This window comes from Dechloromonas sp. A34 (genome assembly GCF_026261605.1).
GTDB lineage: Bacteria > Pseudomonadota > Gammaproteobacteria > Burkholderiales > Rhodocyclaceae > Azonexus.
In genome coordinates this window covers 1,947,321-1,961,867 of sequence record NZ_CP102486.1, presented here as the reverse complement: position 1 = coordinate 1,961,867, position 14,547 = coordinate 1,947,321, and the positions used below count along the sequence as shown (strand labels likewise).

The window sequence follows — 14,547 nt, the reverse complement described above, 5'->3', positions numbered from 1 at the left end:
AAGCATAGGGGGCGGTCTTGGCTGCGCTGATACCGGCAATCGGCACCTGCGTGTCGAACATGACAGGCGGTGAGCGACGCCTGGCATACCGCCTCGAACAAAAGCTCGAAGACGACTGGCTGCTCTGGTACGACGTACCGCTCGGCCCGCGCAACGTGCATCCCGACTTCGTTGTCTTCAACCCGCGCCGCGGCTTGCTGGTGCTTGAGGTCAAGGACTGGAAGCTCGACACCATCCGCGACATCGACCGCCAGAGCGCCAGCATCCTTACCTCCAATGGCCTCAAGCGCGTCGCCAACCCGCTCGAACAGGCCCGGCAATACGCCCACGAAGTCAGCAATCTCCTGCAACGCGACCCGCAACTCACCATCAACAGCGGGCGCCTGCAGGGCACACTGCTTTTCCCGTGGAGCTACGGCGTCGTGCTCGCCAACATCAGCCGCAAGCAATTCGACAGCACCAACCTCGGCGAAGTCATCGAAGGCCACCGCGTCATCTGTCAGGACGAAATGACCGAAAGCGTCGATGCCGAAGCCTTTCAGGAACGGCTGTGGGGCATGCTGCCCTTTGCCCGCAGCGTGCCGCTCGCCCTGCCCCAGATCGACCGCATCCGCTGGCACCTGTTTCCCGAAATCCGCATCGCCGCGCCAACGCAAAACGGCCTCTTTGATGATCAGGAACCGGAAATCCCCGACATCGTCCGGGTCATGGACCTCCAGCAGGAACAACTTGCCCGCAGCCTCGGCGAAGGCCACCGCGTCATCCACGGCGTCGCCGGCAGCGGCAAGACGCTGATCCTCGGCTACCGTGCCGAACACCTCGCCAAAGTCTGCGCCCGGCCGATCCTCATCCTCTGCTACAACCGCACCCTGGCCAAGCGCTTGACCCGCACGATGGCCGCCAAGGGGCTGGCCGACAAGGTGCACGTGCACACCTTCCACCAATGGTGCCGCGCCCAACTCGTCGCCTACAACGCCGGCCTGCCGGAAAACGGCAAGGACAGCGACGCCTACGCCGGCGAACTGGTCGACCGCATCATCCGCGCCGTAGACGCCAACATCATCCCGGCCGGCCAGTACGACGCCGTGCTCATCGACGAAGGCCACGACTTCCAGCCCGAATGGCTCAAGCTCGTCGCCCAGATGGTCAGCCCGAACACCAATTCGCTGCTCGTCCTCTACGACGACGCCCAATCCATCTACGGCAATGGGCGGCACAATAAATTCAGCTTCAAGAGCCTCGGCATCCAGGCCCAGGGCCGCACCACCATCCTCAAGATCAACTATCGCAACACGCAGGAAGTCCTCGAACTGGCCAGCGGCATCGCCAGCGAACTGCTCAAACCCAGCGCCTCGGACGAAGATGGCGTACCCCTCGTCGCCCCGATCAGCGCCGGCCGCCACGGCCCCAAACCGCTGCTCATCAAGCTACCCAGCATTCAGGAAGAAGCCGACTACATCGCCAAGCACCTCAAGGAAGCCCACAAAACCGGCACCCCGTGGAGCGACATGGCCGTCATCTACCGCGATTACGGCATCGGCAAACCGGTACTCGCCACGTTAAGAAAAGCCGGCATCCCGGTGACTTACCAGGACGACATCACCTTCGCGGAGAAGGAAGACACCGTGAAATTTCTGACCATGCATAGCTGCAAGGGGCTGGAGTTTCCGCTGGTGGCGATACCGGGAGCGGGTCGGGCTGTGGATGAAGGGCGGAAGGATGAGGAGGCGCGGTTGTTGTATGTGGCGATGACACGAGCGACAAGGGAATTGGTGGTGGCTGGTGCATCAGTGGGGTAGTGGACGATGAGCCGAAAACTGTTTGAAGATGCCTATCGGAAATTTTGGGATCGCATTGAAAGCGGTGATGGGACTTACCTGCACTGTCTGGATTATGGCGTGTGTAGTGAGGTTGATGCAGCAACTTGGGCTATTCCGATGGTGGAATTGATGGTTGAAGGAGAACTCAGGGAAACCATAAATCAATTGAACTCGTGGCGACGATATCTCAACGATTTGGATATCTGGAATCTGGTTCTTGCCGAGTACGGCGAGGAGGATTCGCTTCAGATAGCGCATCATTTTGTCCTTCAACTCGTGCATTTCTGCATGCATCAACCTGCTGCGATTCGCGATCTTCTGATTCGCGTTGCGACAAACGGAATACATCAGGCCAACCTAATATGTCGTGACGGCTACCTGGACCGGCTGGATCAGGATGTTCTGGTGCGAAAAGGCAAAGAGGGCTTTCTCTCGCGTAGAGCCGCGGAAAATCAGCTACGTCGGGTGGGAGGTGGTTGGGAGTCCGGTGCAACATTGTTGGATGCTTTGGCGAAACTCGATAACCGGCAATATCGAAACGCCACGCTCGATTACCGAAATCGGGCGAGCCACTTCATTGCACCGCGCTTGCTTGCCGGCCAGGTGGAGCTTTATCTGCGCTTTCTGACACCAGCACAGAGCAGAGTCGATAATGAGGACGGCTCGTTCAGTTTTGTCGAGGTGCCAAATAAAAAGGTCGTCGCGTACGGCCTAGGAGGAATCGATCCGTTCTCCCTCGACGACATCATCAAACTCAACAAGCCACAGTACCTATGCGCGGTCGAAGCGTTGTCTGTATATGAGACGCTATTGCGTGAGACGATTAAGCTCAAAGGAGGCGGTTCAAATAATCGGAAGGCCAAATAAGGGGCAACCACTTATTGTCTCGGCTGCTCTTCAGCGTGGTGCTAGATTAAGGCGGCCATTGGACTGCAAGAGGTCTATTTCCCAAACAGTTTCTGCAACTCCTTGCCCAGCGCTTCGGTCGCCTTTTCCTTCAGCTGACTCTTGGCGACTTCGACCAGCAGTTTGTCCAGTTCCAGCGTATAGGCGATCTGGCTGTAGGGGCCGCGCAGGCGGAGCGGTACGGAAATTCCCTTGAGCTGCGCCAGTTCAGAGCCGGGGCCGGTCATGGAATCATCGACGCTGACCTTGGCGAGATAGTCGATCCGGTCGTGCCCGATGTCGATCTCGCCCCCGCCGGCCAGGCGCACGACGGGTGATTTCAGCGACAGGTCGTTATTGCGGGCGACGCCGCCGTCAATGTTGAAGCTGGCGGTCATCCCGGAAAATTCGGTCTTTTCCGCCGTATCGGCGGTGCCGCTCACGGCTTGCTTGCCACCAAGCAAGTTCTTGGTGCTGCGCAGCAGTTTCGCCACGTTGATGCCCTTGATGGCGCCATCACGCAAGTCGAGCGCTGCCTTCCCGGCCAGCCCGCGCTTGAGAGCAGACACCGTATCGCCGCGCGTCGTGACGTCCAGCGACACGTTGCCATGGCCTTCGAGAAAGTCCTTGTCGGCCAGATCCTTGAGCAGCGGCGAGATATCGACGCCGCGCAGGTTCTGGCGCAGGGAAAACTGGTTGCTGGCGGCGTTGACCGCGAGCGCCCCGTCGAGCGAACCGCCGTAGAGGCTGGCGCGCAACGGTGCAACCTGCAGACGACCACCAGCCGCCTCGATCTGCACGTCGAGCCCGCTGAGTTTGAGCTTGTGGGCCTGCAGTCGGCCGATCTTGATGGCGCCCTTGAGATCGAGCCCTTTTAGCGCCGACAGATCGATCTTCGCCTCCGCCCCGCCCGTTTCGGCTTTGGCGCTGACGTTGGCTTTCTCGCCGCCGCCCGGCCCGGCCTTTTTCGGCGGCAGATAGCGGTCGACGTTGAGCTGGTCGATGCCGATGGTGAAATCCAGCGCCAGTGGCGAGAAGCGCTCGACCAGCAGCTTGAGATCCATCTGCGAGTCGTCGAGATGGGTCTTGAGGACGATGTCGGCCCGCTGGCGGCCGATGTCAGCGGTCAACCGACCATCCATCGGCAGCTTGACCTGCTTCACGGGCAGTGCCGGGCTGCTTACAGCAAGACTGCCGGCCAGCCTGTCGAGTCTGATGATCTTGTCCTTGCCATTGACGCTCACCGGCGAGCTCAGATCGGCCTTGAACTCGGCTTCGCCGACTTTGCCGTCAAGCCCGAAAACAAGGTTGCGGATGGTCAGCGCGTCGAGCGAGCCGGCCAGATCCTGCAGCGCAATTTTGGCCACCACCTTCTTGCCGGCGCTTTCCAGCGTAGCCATGAAAGTCAGCGTCTCGCCCTTGGCCTCGCCTGCCGTCAGCACCACCCCCGGCGTTTCAAGGGCAAGCACGAAGTGGTCGGCGCCGACGCTGCCTTGCGTTGCCAGCTTGAGCTTTTCGACCGAAAAACGCTTGCTCCCGGTATTGCCGGACAAAGCGCCGGTCGCCAGGTCGAGGTCGGAAATTTCGGAGGTCTTGCCGCTCGCTTCGTCGCGCCAATTGACGCGCACATTGCGCAGTTCCAACCCGGCGACGTCGATTTCCAGCGGCTCGCCCGGCTGGCCGGGCGCTGCCTCCGGTGCCGCATCGGGCGCCGGTTTGCCGCGGGTCAGGTCATCGATATTGAGCGAGCCGTCCTTGTGCTTGACGAGATTGACGGTCAAACCGTCAATTTCAATGCGTTTGGCTTCCAGGCGCTTGCTGAGCAAAGGCATGACCGCAACCGCGATGCGAGCCGAGGCAAGGTTGAGGAATTCGCTACGACCGTCCGCTTCGGACAGGCCAACCTGCCCGACGCGAACCGCCACGTCCGGCCAGACCGAGAGGCCAAGCTCGCCCCCGATGGTCAGCTGCCGGCCGGTCTTGGCCGCCACCTGCTCGACCAGTTGCCGCTTGATCGCCGCCTCGTCGAACAGCGCGTACAACACGCCGGCCGCCCCGACCAGCAAGCCGACCAGAACGGCAACGCCGATTCCGAGTTTGCGAACAACAGTCATCCCTGATTACCTCGTATTCGCTTCGACAGAGCTTTCAGACTAGCAGCCTGTGAAAATTACGTTTAGATAACTGTAAAACGGGGCTCAAAGGCCCCTCTGCCGCCAATCCTGCGGTCAACTGGAAATATGCAAAAAAAGGAATTCCGGGATTGCTATGCTTTAGCGGGTCGGGCAGATGGTGATGGTCCGAAGGCTGGTTCTATTTGGCAAACGCCCCTGCCCCTTGGGGTTCGTGGCATTCATTCGAGCAGGGCGGCGCGCAGGCGCTGATTTAGCGTCAACTCGGCCCACCAGACCTCCAGTTGCTGTTCGACTGCGAAACCGGCGGAAGACAGCTGATACTTGACGACCTCGTTTGCCCAGTGCGTGCCACCGGGAACGACCCAGCCGTTCTTGATCAGGATGCAGGCCAAGGCCGGCTGCAGTACGCTATGACCAAGGATGTAGCACTCGGAGAACTCCGTCCCGCCCAGTTGGAAAAGCGTCATCTTCCGACGCAACTGTTTGAGCAAGTGCAACAGCGAATAGCGCAGATGGGTGGCATTGGAGGGTAGCAGGGCATCGGAACTGGCGAGCGGCGGCAGGGAATTGAAGGATTGCCACCAGAACTTGCGTACCGCACCGACAAGAAGCCCCGCTAGCATGTGCGACCTCCTTCGCCAGACAAGCTGCCGAACAGTGCTGCACCAACGGTATCGAAAATCGTCGCCACGGGATTTTCCTCGTCGATTCAAAACCGGTACGAAACGCAAGTATTGCTTAGACATTCTTTGGATCGGGCCGATCGTGATTTGTTCCCGGGGTGCCAGGCGATCCGGCGCCTGGCGAGAATCATCCTTGTGAACCCGATTAATACTGTATAAACTACTGTATATCGTATCACTGGAGAGGCCGCCATGTGCGGATGCTACGAACTCAAGGCAAAGGCCAGGACACTGAACAGGCAGTTTCCGCAGCTTCATCTTGAGCAGGGCGAAATGCCCCACGCCGGGGAAATGCACCCGGCCGACCCAGTGCTGATGATCGTCGCCAGCGGCAATGGCCATTCGGGCCGCAAAGCGCGCTGGGGTCTGGTCGGGAGTTTTCTCGACAAGGAACCGCACAGCCCGCCCATCAGCCTTCACGGCGAAGGTCTGGCCTGCAAACCGTTCTACAGCAAGATCCTGAGAAGAAATCGTTGCCTGATACCGGCCACTGCGTTCCATGAATGGCAGACATTGGTTGGCGGAAAACAGAAAATGCGGATCAGCCACCCGGCCGGCGAAGTACTGATGTTCGCCGGCATTTTTGATCACCACCCGCTGGCCGGAACCACCTGTGCCATTCTGACCACCGCCGCCGATGAAACCGTCAGCCGCATCCATGACCGAATGCCGCTCATCCTCGATCGCGATGAAGGCCGCTTCTGGTTGAACGATCATGCCGATTTTCCGGAAGCCGAGTTCGAGGCGATTCTGCAGACGCCCTCAAGACACGCACTGACCGTCGAGGCCATCATCGAGGAAGCGCCATCGCCGCAATTGTCGCTGGCATTCACGTAGACGCCCGGCTGTTTTTTTGCCGCTCTGGTGGCTGCCGAATAGGCTGATTGAACACGGATTTGCTAACGCTTCGCAATTGCAAAAACCTGCTGCAAATCATCAAGGCCCGGTGCAATCCGGCGTAAAGTAACGGGCAGCCGGGAGCATACCCGGCCGACCGCGACTACCTGAATGCCCCTCACCGTGAACACCTCGATTTCCAGCGCCAGTGCCATCCTTCTCGTCGGCCATCCCAACGTCGGCAAATCCGTTCTCTTTCACCGCCTGACCGGCGCTTACGTCAACGTTTCCAACTACCCCGGCACCACCGTCGAAGTCACCCGCGCCAGCACCCGCTTCGACCACACGGCGATGCTGCTCGACACCCCGGCGTCCTCGCCCTGCCCTCGCGCAGCGACGATGAGCGGGCCACCATGCGGGCGCTGCTCAACGAAGACCCGCGCTGCCTGGTCCAGGTCGGCGATGCCAAGAACCTGCGCCGCACCCTGACCCTGACCGCCCTGCTCGCCGAACTCGGCGTACCGATGGTGCTCGCCCTGAACATGCACGATGAGGCCGCGGCGCGCGGCGTCACCGTCGATATCCCGGCCCTCGCCGAAGAACTCGGCATCCCGGTGCTGGCCACCGTCGCCACCGGCGGCGAAGGGGTCGGCGAACTGACCAGCAGCCTGGGCAATGCCCGCCGGCCGCAAGCTCTGCTCCGCTACGATGCCGATATCGAAGCCGACATTGCCGGCATCGGCGCCTGCATCACCCGCCATGCCCCGCACCCCCACCTGGCCGCCCGCGGTCTGGCCATCCTCTATCTCGGCGGCGATTCGGAAGTGGCCGACTGGCTGGCCGCGCATGCCGGAACGGCGCTGGCCGAACTGGAAGCCCTGCGCCAGCAAGCCGGCGCCCGCGCCGAGAACAAACTGCCGAGCCGGCTCGCCCACGAACGCACCGAAGCAGCGGACGCCCTGGCCGCCAGCGTGATCAAACGCGCCGCGATGAGCAGCCCCCTGCTTTCCCAGCGCCTTGGCCAGTACGTCGTACATCCGGTGTGGGGCATTCCCATCCTGCTCGGCGTGCTTTACGCGGTCTATCAGTTCGTCGGCGTATTCGGCGCCACGGTGCTGGTCGGCCTGCTGGAAAAAGATTTGTTCGAAGGCATCCTCAATCCCGCCTTCACCGATCTGGTCCATGCGGCGATCGGCCTACCCTGGCTGGCCGAACTGCTGGTCGGCCAGTATGGCCTGTGGACCATGGGCATGACCTACGCGCTGGCGCTGATCCTGCCCATCGTCACCACTTTTTTCTTCGCCTTTGGCGTGCTCGAGGATTCCGGCTACCTGCCGCGCCTGACGGTGATCGCCAACCGCCTGTTCGCCACCATCGGCCTCAACGGCCGCGCCGTGCTGCCGATGGTGCTCGGCCTGGGCTGCGTGACGATGGCGACGCTGACCACCCGCATCCTGCACAGCCCTCGCGAACGGCTGATCACCATCTTCCTGCTCGCCCTGGCCATTCCCTGTTCGGCCCAACTCGGCGTCGTGCTCGGCATGTTGGGCGGCATTTCCTTCACCGCCGTGCTGGTCTGGGCCGCCGCCATGGTCGGTATCCTGCTGCTCGCCGGCTTTCTCGCCGCCAAGCTGATTCCCGGCCGACGCATTCCGCTGGTCACCGAACTGCCGCCGATGCGCCTGCCGATCATCGGCAATGTGCTGAAAAAAACCGGCGGCCGGCTCAAGTGGTATCTGCTCGAAGTCATCCCGCTCTTCCTGCTCGGCACTTTCATCATGTACGCGCTGGACAAGACCGGCGCCCTGCCCATGATCATCCGCGCTGGCGAGCCGCTGGTGGCAGGCTGGCTCGGCCTGCCGCCCGAGGCCTCGGCCGCCTTCGTCATGGGTTTCCTGCGCCGCGACTTCGGCGCCACCGGCCTCTTCGCCATGGCCCACAGCCTGTCGCCGATCCAGGCCGTGGTCGGCATGATCACCATCACGCTGTTCATCCCCTGCTTCGCCAGCCTGATGATGATGGTCAAGGAACAGGGTGCGAAAGTCGCCGTCGCCATGGTCGTGGTCATCGTTCCCTTCGCCTTCCTGATCGGCGGCCTGTTCAACCTGCTGTTGCGTGCCCTCTGGATCGGCGCATGAGCCCCAAACACGAAGCCCGCCTGCCACTGGCCTTCATCCCGCCCGGCAAGGTAGTCCGCCTCGCCGCGCTGGGCGACGAAATCGACCCACTGCAGCGCGAACAGCTCACCGCCTACGGCCTGGCCGCCGGCCGGCCGCTCAAGGTGCTGCAACAGCGGCCAATGACGGTGATTCTCGCTGACGAGGTTGAACTCGCCCTGGAACATGCGGTCGCACGTCATATCTGGGTGGAAAAGGACACGGCCAACGCCTAGAATGGCCGCTCAGGCAAGCCAGCCGAGGTCCGCCAGCCAGCCTCCGTATTCCAACCAATTCCGGAGAACGACGCTATGAAGGGCGACAATAAAATCATCGACATCCTCAATGGTCTGCTGACCGGCGAACTGACCGCCGTCGATCAATACCTGATTCACGGTGAAATGTATGCCGACATGGGCTTCGGCCATCTGGCCGAGAAAGCCCTGCACGAATCCGATCACGAGCGCCAACATGCCCGCGCCCTGATCCAGCGCATTCTCTTCCTCGAAGGCAAACCGGACCTCAGCAAGCGCGCCGCGCTGAAGATCGGCAAGACGGTGCCGGAAATGCTCAAGGCCGACCTCGACGTCGAATACCACGTCGTCGGCGAGCTGAAGAAGGCCATGGCTGCCTGTGAAAAGGCCCAGGACTACGTCACCCGCGACATGCTCGGCGTTCAGTTGGAAGACACCGAGATGGACCACGCCTACTACCTCGAAAAGCAGATTCGTCTGATCGACCTGGTCGGTCTGGAAAACTACCAGCAGAGCCAGATGGGCTCCGGCAGTCCGGCTTAAGGGAGCACGACGATGAAAGGCGACAAGAAGATCATCGACACCCTGAACAAGGTGTTGAAAAACGAGCTGACCGCGATCAACCAGTATTTCCTGCATGCCCGGATGTTCCGCAACTGGGGTCTGGAAAAGCTCAACGACTACCAGTACAAGCAGTCGATCCGCGTCATGAAGGAAGCCGACGAGATCATCGAGCGCGTCCTCTTTCTCGAAGGCCTGCCCAACCTGCAGAACCTCGGCAAGCTGATGATCGGCGAGGAAGTGGTCGAATGCCTGGCCGGCGACCTCAAGTACGAACGCGAAATCCAGCATCCCCTGCTGGTCGACAGCATCGCCCTCTGCGAGGAACTGCAGGACTACGTCAGCCGCGACCTGCTCGAAGACCTGCTCGAACACTGCGAGGAAGCCATCGACTGGCTGGAAACGCAGCAGAGCCTGATCAAGGACGTGACGCTGGCCAACTACCTGCAGTCACACATGGAGCCGGGCGGCGACTAATAGCCGAAAGAAAAAGCCGCAGTGTGATCTGCGGCTTTTTCTGAAAAGACGCCGACGAGCTGTGCGCCTTTTCTAATCAATCCAGACGTTCTCAATAGCGCCTGTTACGGGCGTTTTCCGATTCCAGCTGGCGTAAATAAGCTTTTTCCCTTGCCAATTGTCGGGCGGCGTCATAGTTCTGTTCGCGCTCGGCGCTCACCCGTTGCCGTTCCTCTTGTTGCCGCGCCAACGTCTCCTGGTGGTAGACATTGCGGGAAACCTGATTGGCGTAGGCCAGATCATTGGCACGGTTGGCGCGTTCAATGGCTTCTTCGCGCAGACGCCGTTGCTCTGCCTGCTGGGCCGCCAACATCTCTTCCTGTTCTCGCTTGGCCTGTATTTCCGCCTGTTTTGCTTCCGCGACGACCCGCTCACGCTCAAGGCGAGCCTTCTCCTGATCAGACTGATACTTGGCGTACCCCACACCGCAGACGCCAATAATTGCTGCGACAACGATCAACCGGGTGAAACCTCCCGGCTGCGCGGAAGTCGCAAGCGGTTCGGCTTGCCGCTGGACGAGGCGTTCGTCATAGCGGCGGCGCCGATCGGGGTCCGAAAGCGTCGAATGGGCTTCACGAAGGGCGATCAAGTGGTTGGTTGCATCTTCGTCCCCCTGGGCGGCCGGATCGACAAACTTGGCCTGAAGACGCTTGTAGCCGGCGGCAATAGCTTCCTGGCTGGCGGATTGATTGACCTCGAGGAGGTCATAAAGGTTAGTGGCCATGAATGGAAAAAATGCTCCGGTCGCGCTCAGCGTGAGCGCCGGTTGTAGGTAGAGGGTGGCACAGGCTCGCTGTTGAGGATATAGACCCCACCGCGCGCGTTCCGGTCGCGGGCGGCCCGATATTCGAGTTCAGCCAATTGACCTCGGTTGCCCTGATTAATCGACTCGGCCTGCCGGCGCTGCTCTCGGCTCACCTTATCGGCACCCTCGTCAACCCGGTTGGCCCCGGCCGCACATGGCGTATCCGAAAAGTGCACCTGCCCCCCTTTGACACATCGGTAGGTGTCGGCGGAAGCCTCTAGACAAAAACAGCAAACAGACAACAGGACTGCCATTCTGCGACGCATGGATACCGCCCCCGATAGATTATTTTGATTGATAGACCGCGCGAATCTTACCCACTCGAATTATGCCGTGTAATTTAACGGGGATCCATTTGCTTACTGTTCCGCCGATATTTTTTGCGGAATTTCCTCGTGTAAAACCAGGCCAACGAAATAGCGACAAGTCGTTGAATCAGTCCAGGCCTGCCTGATCTGCGGTGGCCGGCGACTCACTCAGGAACGGCCGGCGGTGCGACCACTGAAACCAGCACCTTGTCGACCCGGTTGCCGTCCATGTCCATGACCTCGAAGCGCCAGCCGGTCGCTTCGAAATGATCGGTCGGCGACGGGATGCGGCCGAGGGTGTGCATGATGAAACCGCCGAGCGTGTGAAAGCTGCGTTCGTCTTCACCGGGCAGGTCGTCGTCAATATCGAGGGCGGATTTAAGGCGTTCGACACCGACATCGCCATCGACCAGCCAGGAGCCGTCCTCGCGCTGAACCATGTCGCGGTCCTCCGGGGCTTCCGGCACCGACAGTTCGCCGACGATGGAAGCGAGGACGTCGGTCAAGGTAACCAGCCCCTGCACGTCGCCGTATTCGTCGACGATCAGGGCAAACTGCAGGCGGGCGCGGCGGAAGCTTTCCAGAAGCTGGGTCGTGGTTACCGATTCCGGAACGTAGAGCGGCGGATGCAGTACCGACTCGACATCGGCCGCCGTGATGCAGTGGCCGGGTAGCGCCTTCTTGAGCAGATCGCCGGTTTGCAGGATGCCCAGGATATGGTCGAGGCCGTCGCGGCACACCACCAGGCGCGAGAATTCGGTATCGACGATGCGTTGGCGAACCGTTTCCTCGTCTTCATCGAGATCGACCACGAACATCTCGCGGCGCGGCGTCATGATCGCGGCGATGCGCTGCTCATCGAGGCGCAGGACGTTGGACACCAGTTCCTGCTCGCTCTCGTGAAAGACGCCGGCCTCGGCGCCCTGCTCCATCAACACGTTGATCTCGTCGTTGGTGACCGGCGACTCCTCCTTGGCACGGGCACCGATCAGGCTCAGGATTGCGGTGCAGGACCCCGACAGGATGACGACCAGCGGATGGGTGAGCCGGGCGAGCACCATCATCGGTCGGGCGATCAGCGCGGCAATGCCCTCCGGCGCCAGCATGGCCAGGCGCTTGGGCACCAGTTCGCCGACCACGACCGAAAAATAGGTCAGTCCGACGACGGTAATGGTCAGCGCCACGGTCCGCGCGTAGGGCGCCACCAGGGGAATGCCGGCCAGCCATTCGGCCAGCGGGTCGGCAAGCGCCGCTTCACCGATCGCCCCGCTGAGAATGCCGACCGAGGTGATGCCGACCTGAATGGTGGAAAAAAAACTGGCAGGTTCCTGGTGCAAAGATAGCGCCGCTTGGGCGCCCAGGCTGCCGTCTTCTGCCAGGTTCTGGAGTCGCGACTTGCGCGAGGAAACGACGGCAATCTCGGACATGGCAAACAGGCCGTTCACGAGAATGAGTATGAGGAGCAGTGCTATGTCCATCGGAAAAGCCGCCCTGCGCCTGGATGGCGCGCGACTTCGGTGTTGAGATGGCGCTGATTGTAGCAGGGCCGGTAGATGGTCTTAGATCGTCGATTCGGCGGCAAAAAACCCACAAAGGACATCAATCCGGCATGCGGTCGGATTCCGGCGAGTTGAAAATTCCCCGGGAAAAGACGAACATGCCGGCCCCTTGCCGATCCATCCAGCTTACTGCCCAGGGCGCATTTCATGGACCGGCGACCACGATACCCACGGAACGGCCATGACCTTCAAAGACAGCTCTGCACAATTTCAATTCGTCGATGTCGCGCTAATCCAGCCCGATCCGGGCCATCCACGCAAGGGCGTCGACGCGGCCAGCGTCAAGAGCCTGGCCAATTCGATCGGCAAGATGGGTGTCATCCAGCCGCTGGTCGTCCGCCCCGCCGACGCGGCCGGCCGCTATACCGTGATCGCCGGCGAGCGGCGGCGGCAGGCCGCCATCCTGGCCGGCGAGAAATCAGTGCCAGTGGTGATCCGCGCCTGCGCGCCGGACGAGACACTGGAAGTGCAGGTTTTTGAAAACATCGGACTCGGCGTCCGCGCCCCGCTGGAACCGCGCGAGATGGCCAACGCCATCCAGGCAATTGCCGAACGCTTCGCGACGCCTGAGGAAGCCGCCCAGCACTTCGGCCGGGCGCCGACCTGGCTCAGCCAGGCGACCGCCGCCGCCAACCTCTCGGAAAAGGTCACCGCCCTGCTCGATTCCGGCAAGATTTCCAGCACCAGCACCGCCGTCCAGATCGAGAAACTGGCCAAGAAAAACGAAGCCAAGGCCGAGTCGCTGATCGGTCACATCGAGCAGTTGCCGGAAGGCGAAAAGGTTTCCCGCAAGGTCGTCGCCAGCGCCCTCTCCCAGGAAACCAGCCGCCGCAAGAAGAACGAGGAAACCACGGCGACAGCCGGCGGCGACACCGACGTGCCGCCCTGGGAAGAACTGCCAGCCGTAGCGCCGACCGCACCTGCGCTGGCCGCGCCGCGCGCCCGGGTCAATCCGGGCAAGGTCAAACTGGTCGCCGAAATACTGGGCTTGAGCGATGGCGACGAGGAGGAAATCCTCGAACGGCTGATCGACGAGTTCCTGGCCCTGAAGCGCGCCTGAGCCTCGGCAAAAAAACGGCCGCGCAGGGCGGCCGCAATACCTCAGAGGAAGCGGTTTCGCTCAGTGCGCGAGGAAATCGAGCACCATGCGGTTGAACTTGTCGGCGTGCTCCCACTGCGCCCAGTGGCCGCAGCGGTTGAAGATGTGCAGTTCGGCGTTCGGCATGCCCCAGAGCAGGCGCAGGCCGACGTCCATCGGCACGAAGCGGTCGTCACGGCCCCAGATAACCAGGGCCGGGGCGGCGATTTCGCCGAGGCGCGGGCCGTAGTCGGTGAATTGCTTGGGGTTGGCGGCGTGGCTCTTGACGAAATTCTCCAGGTGGTCGCGCCGGGCCAGCATGTTGTCGAGACGGGCCTGATAGAGTTCTTCGGTCAGGCTGCTGGCATCGAAGACAAAGACGGCCATCATCCGCTTCAGGTTCTCGATGCTCGGCTCGCGATACAGCGCCTGAATCAGCTTGATGCCTTCGGTCGGCATCGGCACGAACTGGCTGGGGCCGCCGGTACCGCCACCCATCAGGACCAGCTTGCCGACGCGGCTCGGGTTGGCCAGCGCAAAGGCGACGGCGCTGTGGCCGCCCATCGAATTGCCGATGATATGCACGCGTTCGAGATCGAGGGCATCGAGCAGCCCCTTCAGGGCGCGGGCGTTGAGTTCGGAACGCGAGCCGGTGCACACGATGGGATCGCTCTTGCTCCAGCCCGGGCAGTCCATGAGGATGACCCGGTAGCCGGCGGCGACCAGCGGCTCGACATTACGGTTGAAATTGGCCCAGCCGCTGGCACCGGGGCCGGAGCCGTGCAGCATGACGACCGTCTCGGCGCCCTGCCCGGCATCGTTGTAATGCAGTTGCAGGTCGAGATCGCCTTCCTTGATGCGGACGAACCGGCTGGTCGCGGTTTCGGTGAGGGTTGGGGTAGTCATGGTGGTTTTCCTTTATCAATGAATGATGCTGTTGGGTTTGGCCG

General features: G+C 61.5%; 14 protein-coding genes and 1 pseudogene. 9 read left to right on the top strand and 6 right to left on the bottom strand.

Annotation, left to right across the window (positions count from 1 at the left end):
- The first annotated feature begins 17 nt into the window (after positions 1–17).
- Complete coding sequence (locus NQE15_RS09855; RefSeq protein ID WP_265949227.1) at positions 18–1,799, top strand: DEAD/DEAH box helicase; 1,782 nt, start codon at positions 18–20, stop codon at positions 1,797–1,799.
- Between the two features lie 6 nt (positions 1,800–1,805).
- The gene (locus NQE15_RS09850) at positions 1,806–2,687 is read left to right on the top strand and encodes a hypothetical protein (protein ID WP_265949225.1); all 882 of its coding nucleotides are present in this window, start codon (positions 1,806–1,808) and stop codon (positions 2,685–2,687) included.
- Between the two features lie 74 nt (positions 2,688–2,761).
- Here the strand turns inward: NQE15_RS09850 and NQE15_RS09845 are convergent, their stop codons facing one another.
- Both NQE15_RS09845 and NQE15_RS09840 read right to left on the bottom strand, forming a co-directional pair.
- A complete protein-coding gene (locus NQE15_RS09845) occupies positions 2,762–4,819 on the bottom strand; it encodes an AsmA family protein (RefSeq protein ID WP_265949224.1) in 2,058 nt (685 codons plus the stop codon).
- Positions 4,820–5,058: 239 nt separating this feature from the next.
- The gene (locus NQE15_RS09840; protein WP_265949222.1) at positions 5,059–5,463 is read right to left on the bottom strand and encodes a hypothetical protein; all 405 of its coding nucleotides are present in this window, start codon (positions 5,461–5,463) and stop codon (positions 5,059–5,061) included.
- Positions 5,464–5,715: 252 nt separating this feature from the next.
- Between NQE15_RS09840 and NQE15_RS09835 the strand changes: the two genes are divergently transcribed.
- The 6 genes and pseudogenes from NQE15_RS09835 to bfr (NQE15_RS09810) all read left to right on the top strand — a co-directional run bounded on the left by NQE15_RS09835 (position 5,716) and on the right by bfr (NQE15_RS09810) (position 9,808).
- Entirely contained in the window at positions 5,716–6,360 is a 645-nt protein-coding gene (locus NQE15_RS09835) for an SOS response-associated peptidase (RefSeq protein ID WP_265949220.1), read from the top strand.
- 171 nt (positions 6,361–6,531) lie between these two features.
- Positions 6,532–7,280: pseudogene (locus NQE15_RS24050) on the top strand (FeoB small GTPase domain-containing protein); the annotation flags it as partial.
- A gap of 69 nt (positions 7,281–7,349) precedes the next feature.
- A complete protein-coding gene (locus NQE15_RS09825; RefSeq protein WP_416336538.1) occupies positions 7,350–8,498 on the top strand; it encodes a nucleoside recognition domain-containing protein in 1,149 nt (382 codons plus the stop codon).
- Positions 8,495–8,752, top strand: a complete 258-nt coding sequence (locus NQE15_RS09820) for a ferrous iron transport protein A (protein WP_265949212.1) — start codon at positions 8,495–8,497, stop codon at positions 8,750–8,752. Before NQE15_RS09825 ends, NQE15_RS09820 begins: the two co-directional genes overlap by 4 nt.
- A 75-nt stretch (positions 8,753–8,827) precedes the next feature.
- Positions 8,828–9,313, top strand: coding sequence for a bacterioferritin (gene bfr / locus NQE15_RS09815; protein WP_265949209.1), 486 nt, complete (start codon positions 8,828–8,830; stop codon positions 9,311–9,313).
- Positions 9,314–9,325: 12 nt separating this feature from the next.
- On the top strand, positions 9,326–9,808 hold the full coding sequence (bfr, locus tag NQE15_RS09810) for a bacterioferritin (RefSeq protein ID WP_265949207.1): 483 nt from the start codon (positions 9,326–9,328) through the stop codon (positions 9,806–9,808).
- A 91-nt stretch (positions 9,809–9,899) separates the two neighbouring features.
- Here bfr (NQE15_RS09810) and NQE15_RS09805 read toward each other — a convergent pair whose 3' ends face one another.
- From NQE15_RS09805 to NQE15_RS09800, 3 genes are all read right to left on the bottom strand, one after another.
- Positions 9,900–10,571, bottom strand: a complete 672-nt coding sequence (locus NQE15_RS09805; RefSeq protein WP_265949204.1) for a J domain-containing protein — start codon at positions 10,569–10,571, stop codon at positions 9,900–9,902.
- Positions 10,572–10,597: 26 nt separating this feature from the next.
- A complete protein-coding gene (locus NQE15_RS24045) occupies positions 10,598–10,906 on the bottom strand; it encodes a DUF4124 domain-containing protein (RefSeq protein WP_416336516.1) in 309 nt (102 codons plus the stop codon).
- Between the two features lie 218 nt (positions 10,907–11,124).
- Positions 11,125–12,438, bottom strand: a complete 1,314-nt coding sequence (locus NQE15_RS09800) for a hemolysin family protein (protein WP_265949201.1) — start codon at positions 12,436–12,438, stop codon at positions 11,125–11,127.
- Positions 12,439–12,700: 262 nt separating this feature from the next.
- Between NQE15_RS09800 and NQE15_RS09795 the strand changes: the two genes are divergently transcribed.
- Positions 12,701–13,579, top strand: coding sequence for a ParB/RepB/Spo0J family partition protein (locus NQE15_RS09795; protein ID WP_265949198.1), 879 nt, complete (start codon positions 12,701–12,703; stop codon positions 13,577–13,579).
- A 60-nt stretch (positions 13,580–13,639) separates the two neighbouring features.
- On the opposite strand, the gene NQE15_RS09790 is transcribed toward NQE15_RS09795, so the two are convergent.
- The gene (locus NQE15_RS09790) at positions 13,640–14,503 is read right to left on the bottom strand and encodes an alpha/beta fold hydrolase (protein ID WP_265949196.1); all 864 of its coding nucleotides are present in this window, start codon (positions 14,501–14,503) and stop codon (positions 13,640–13,642) included.
- Positions 14,504–14,547 lie beyond the last annotated feature (44 nt).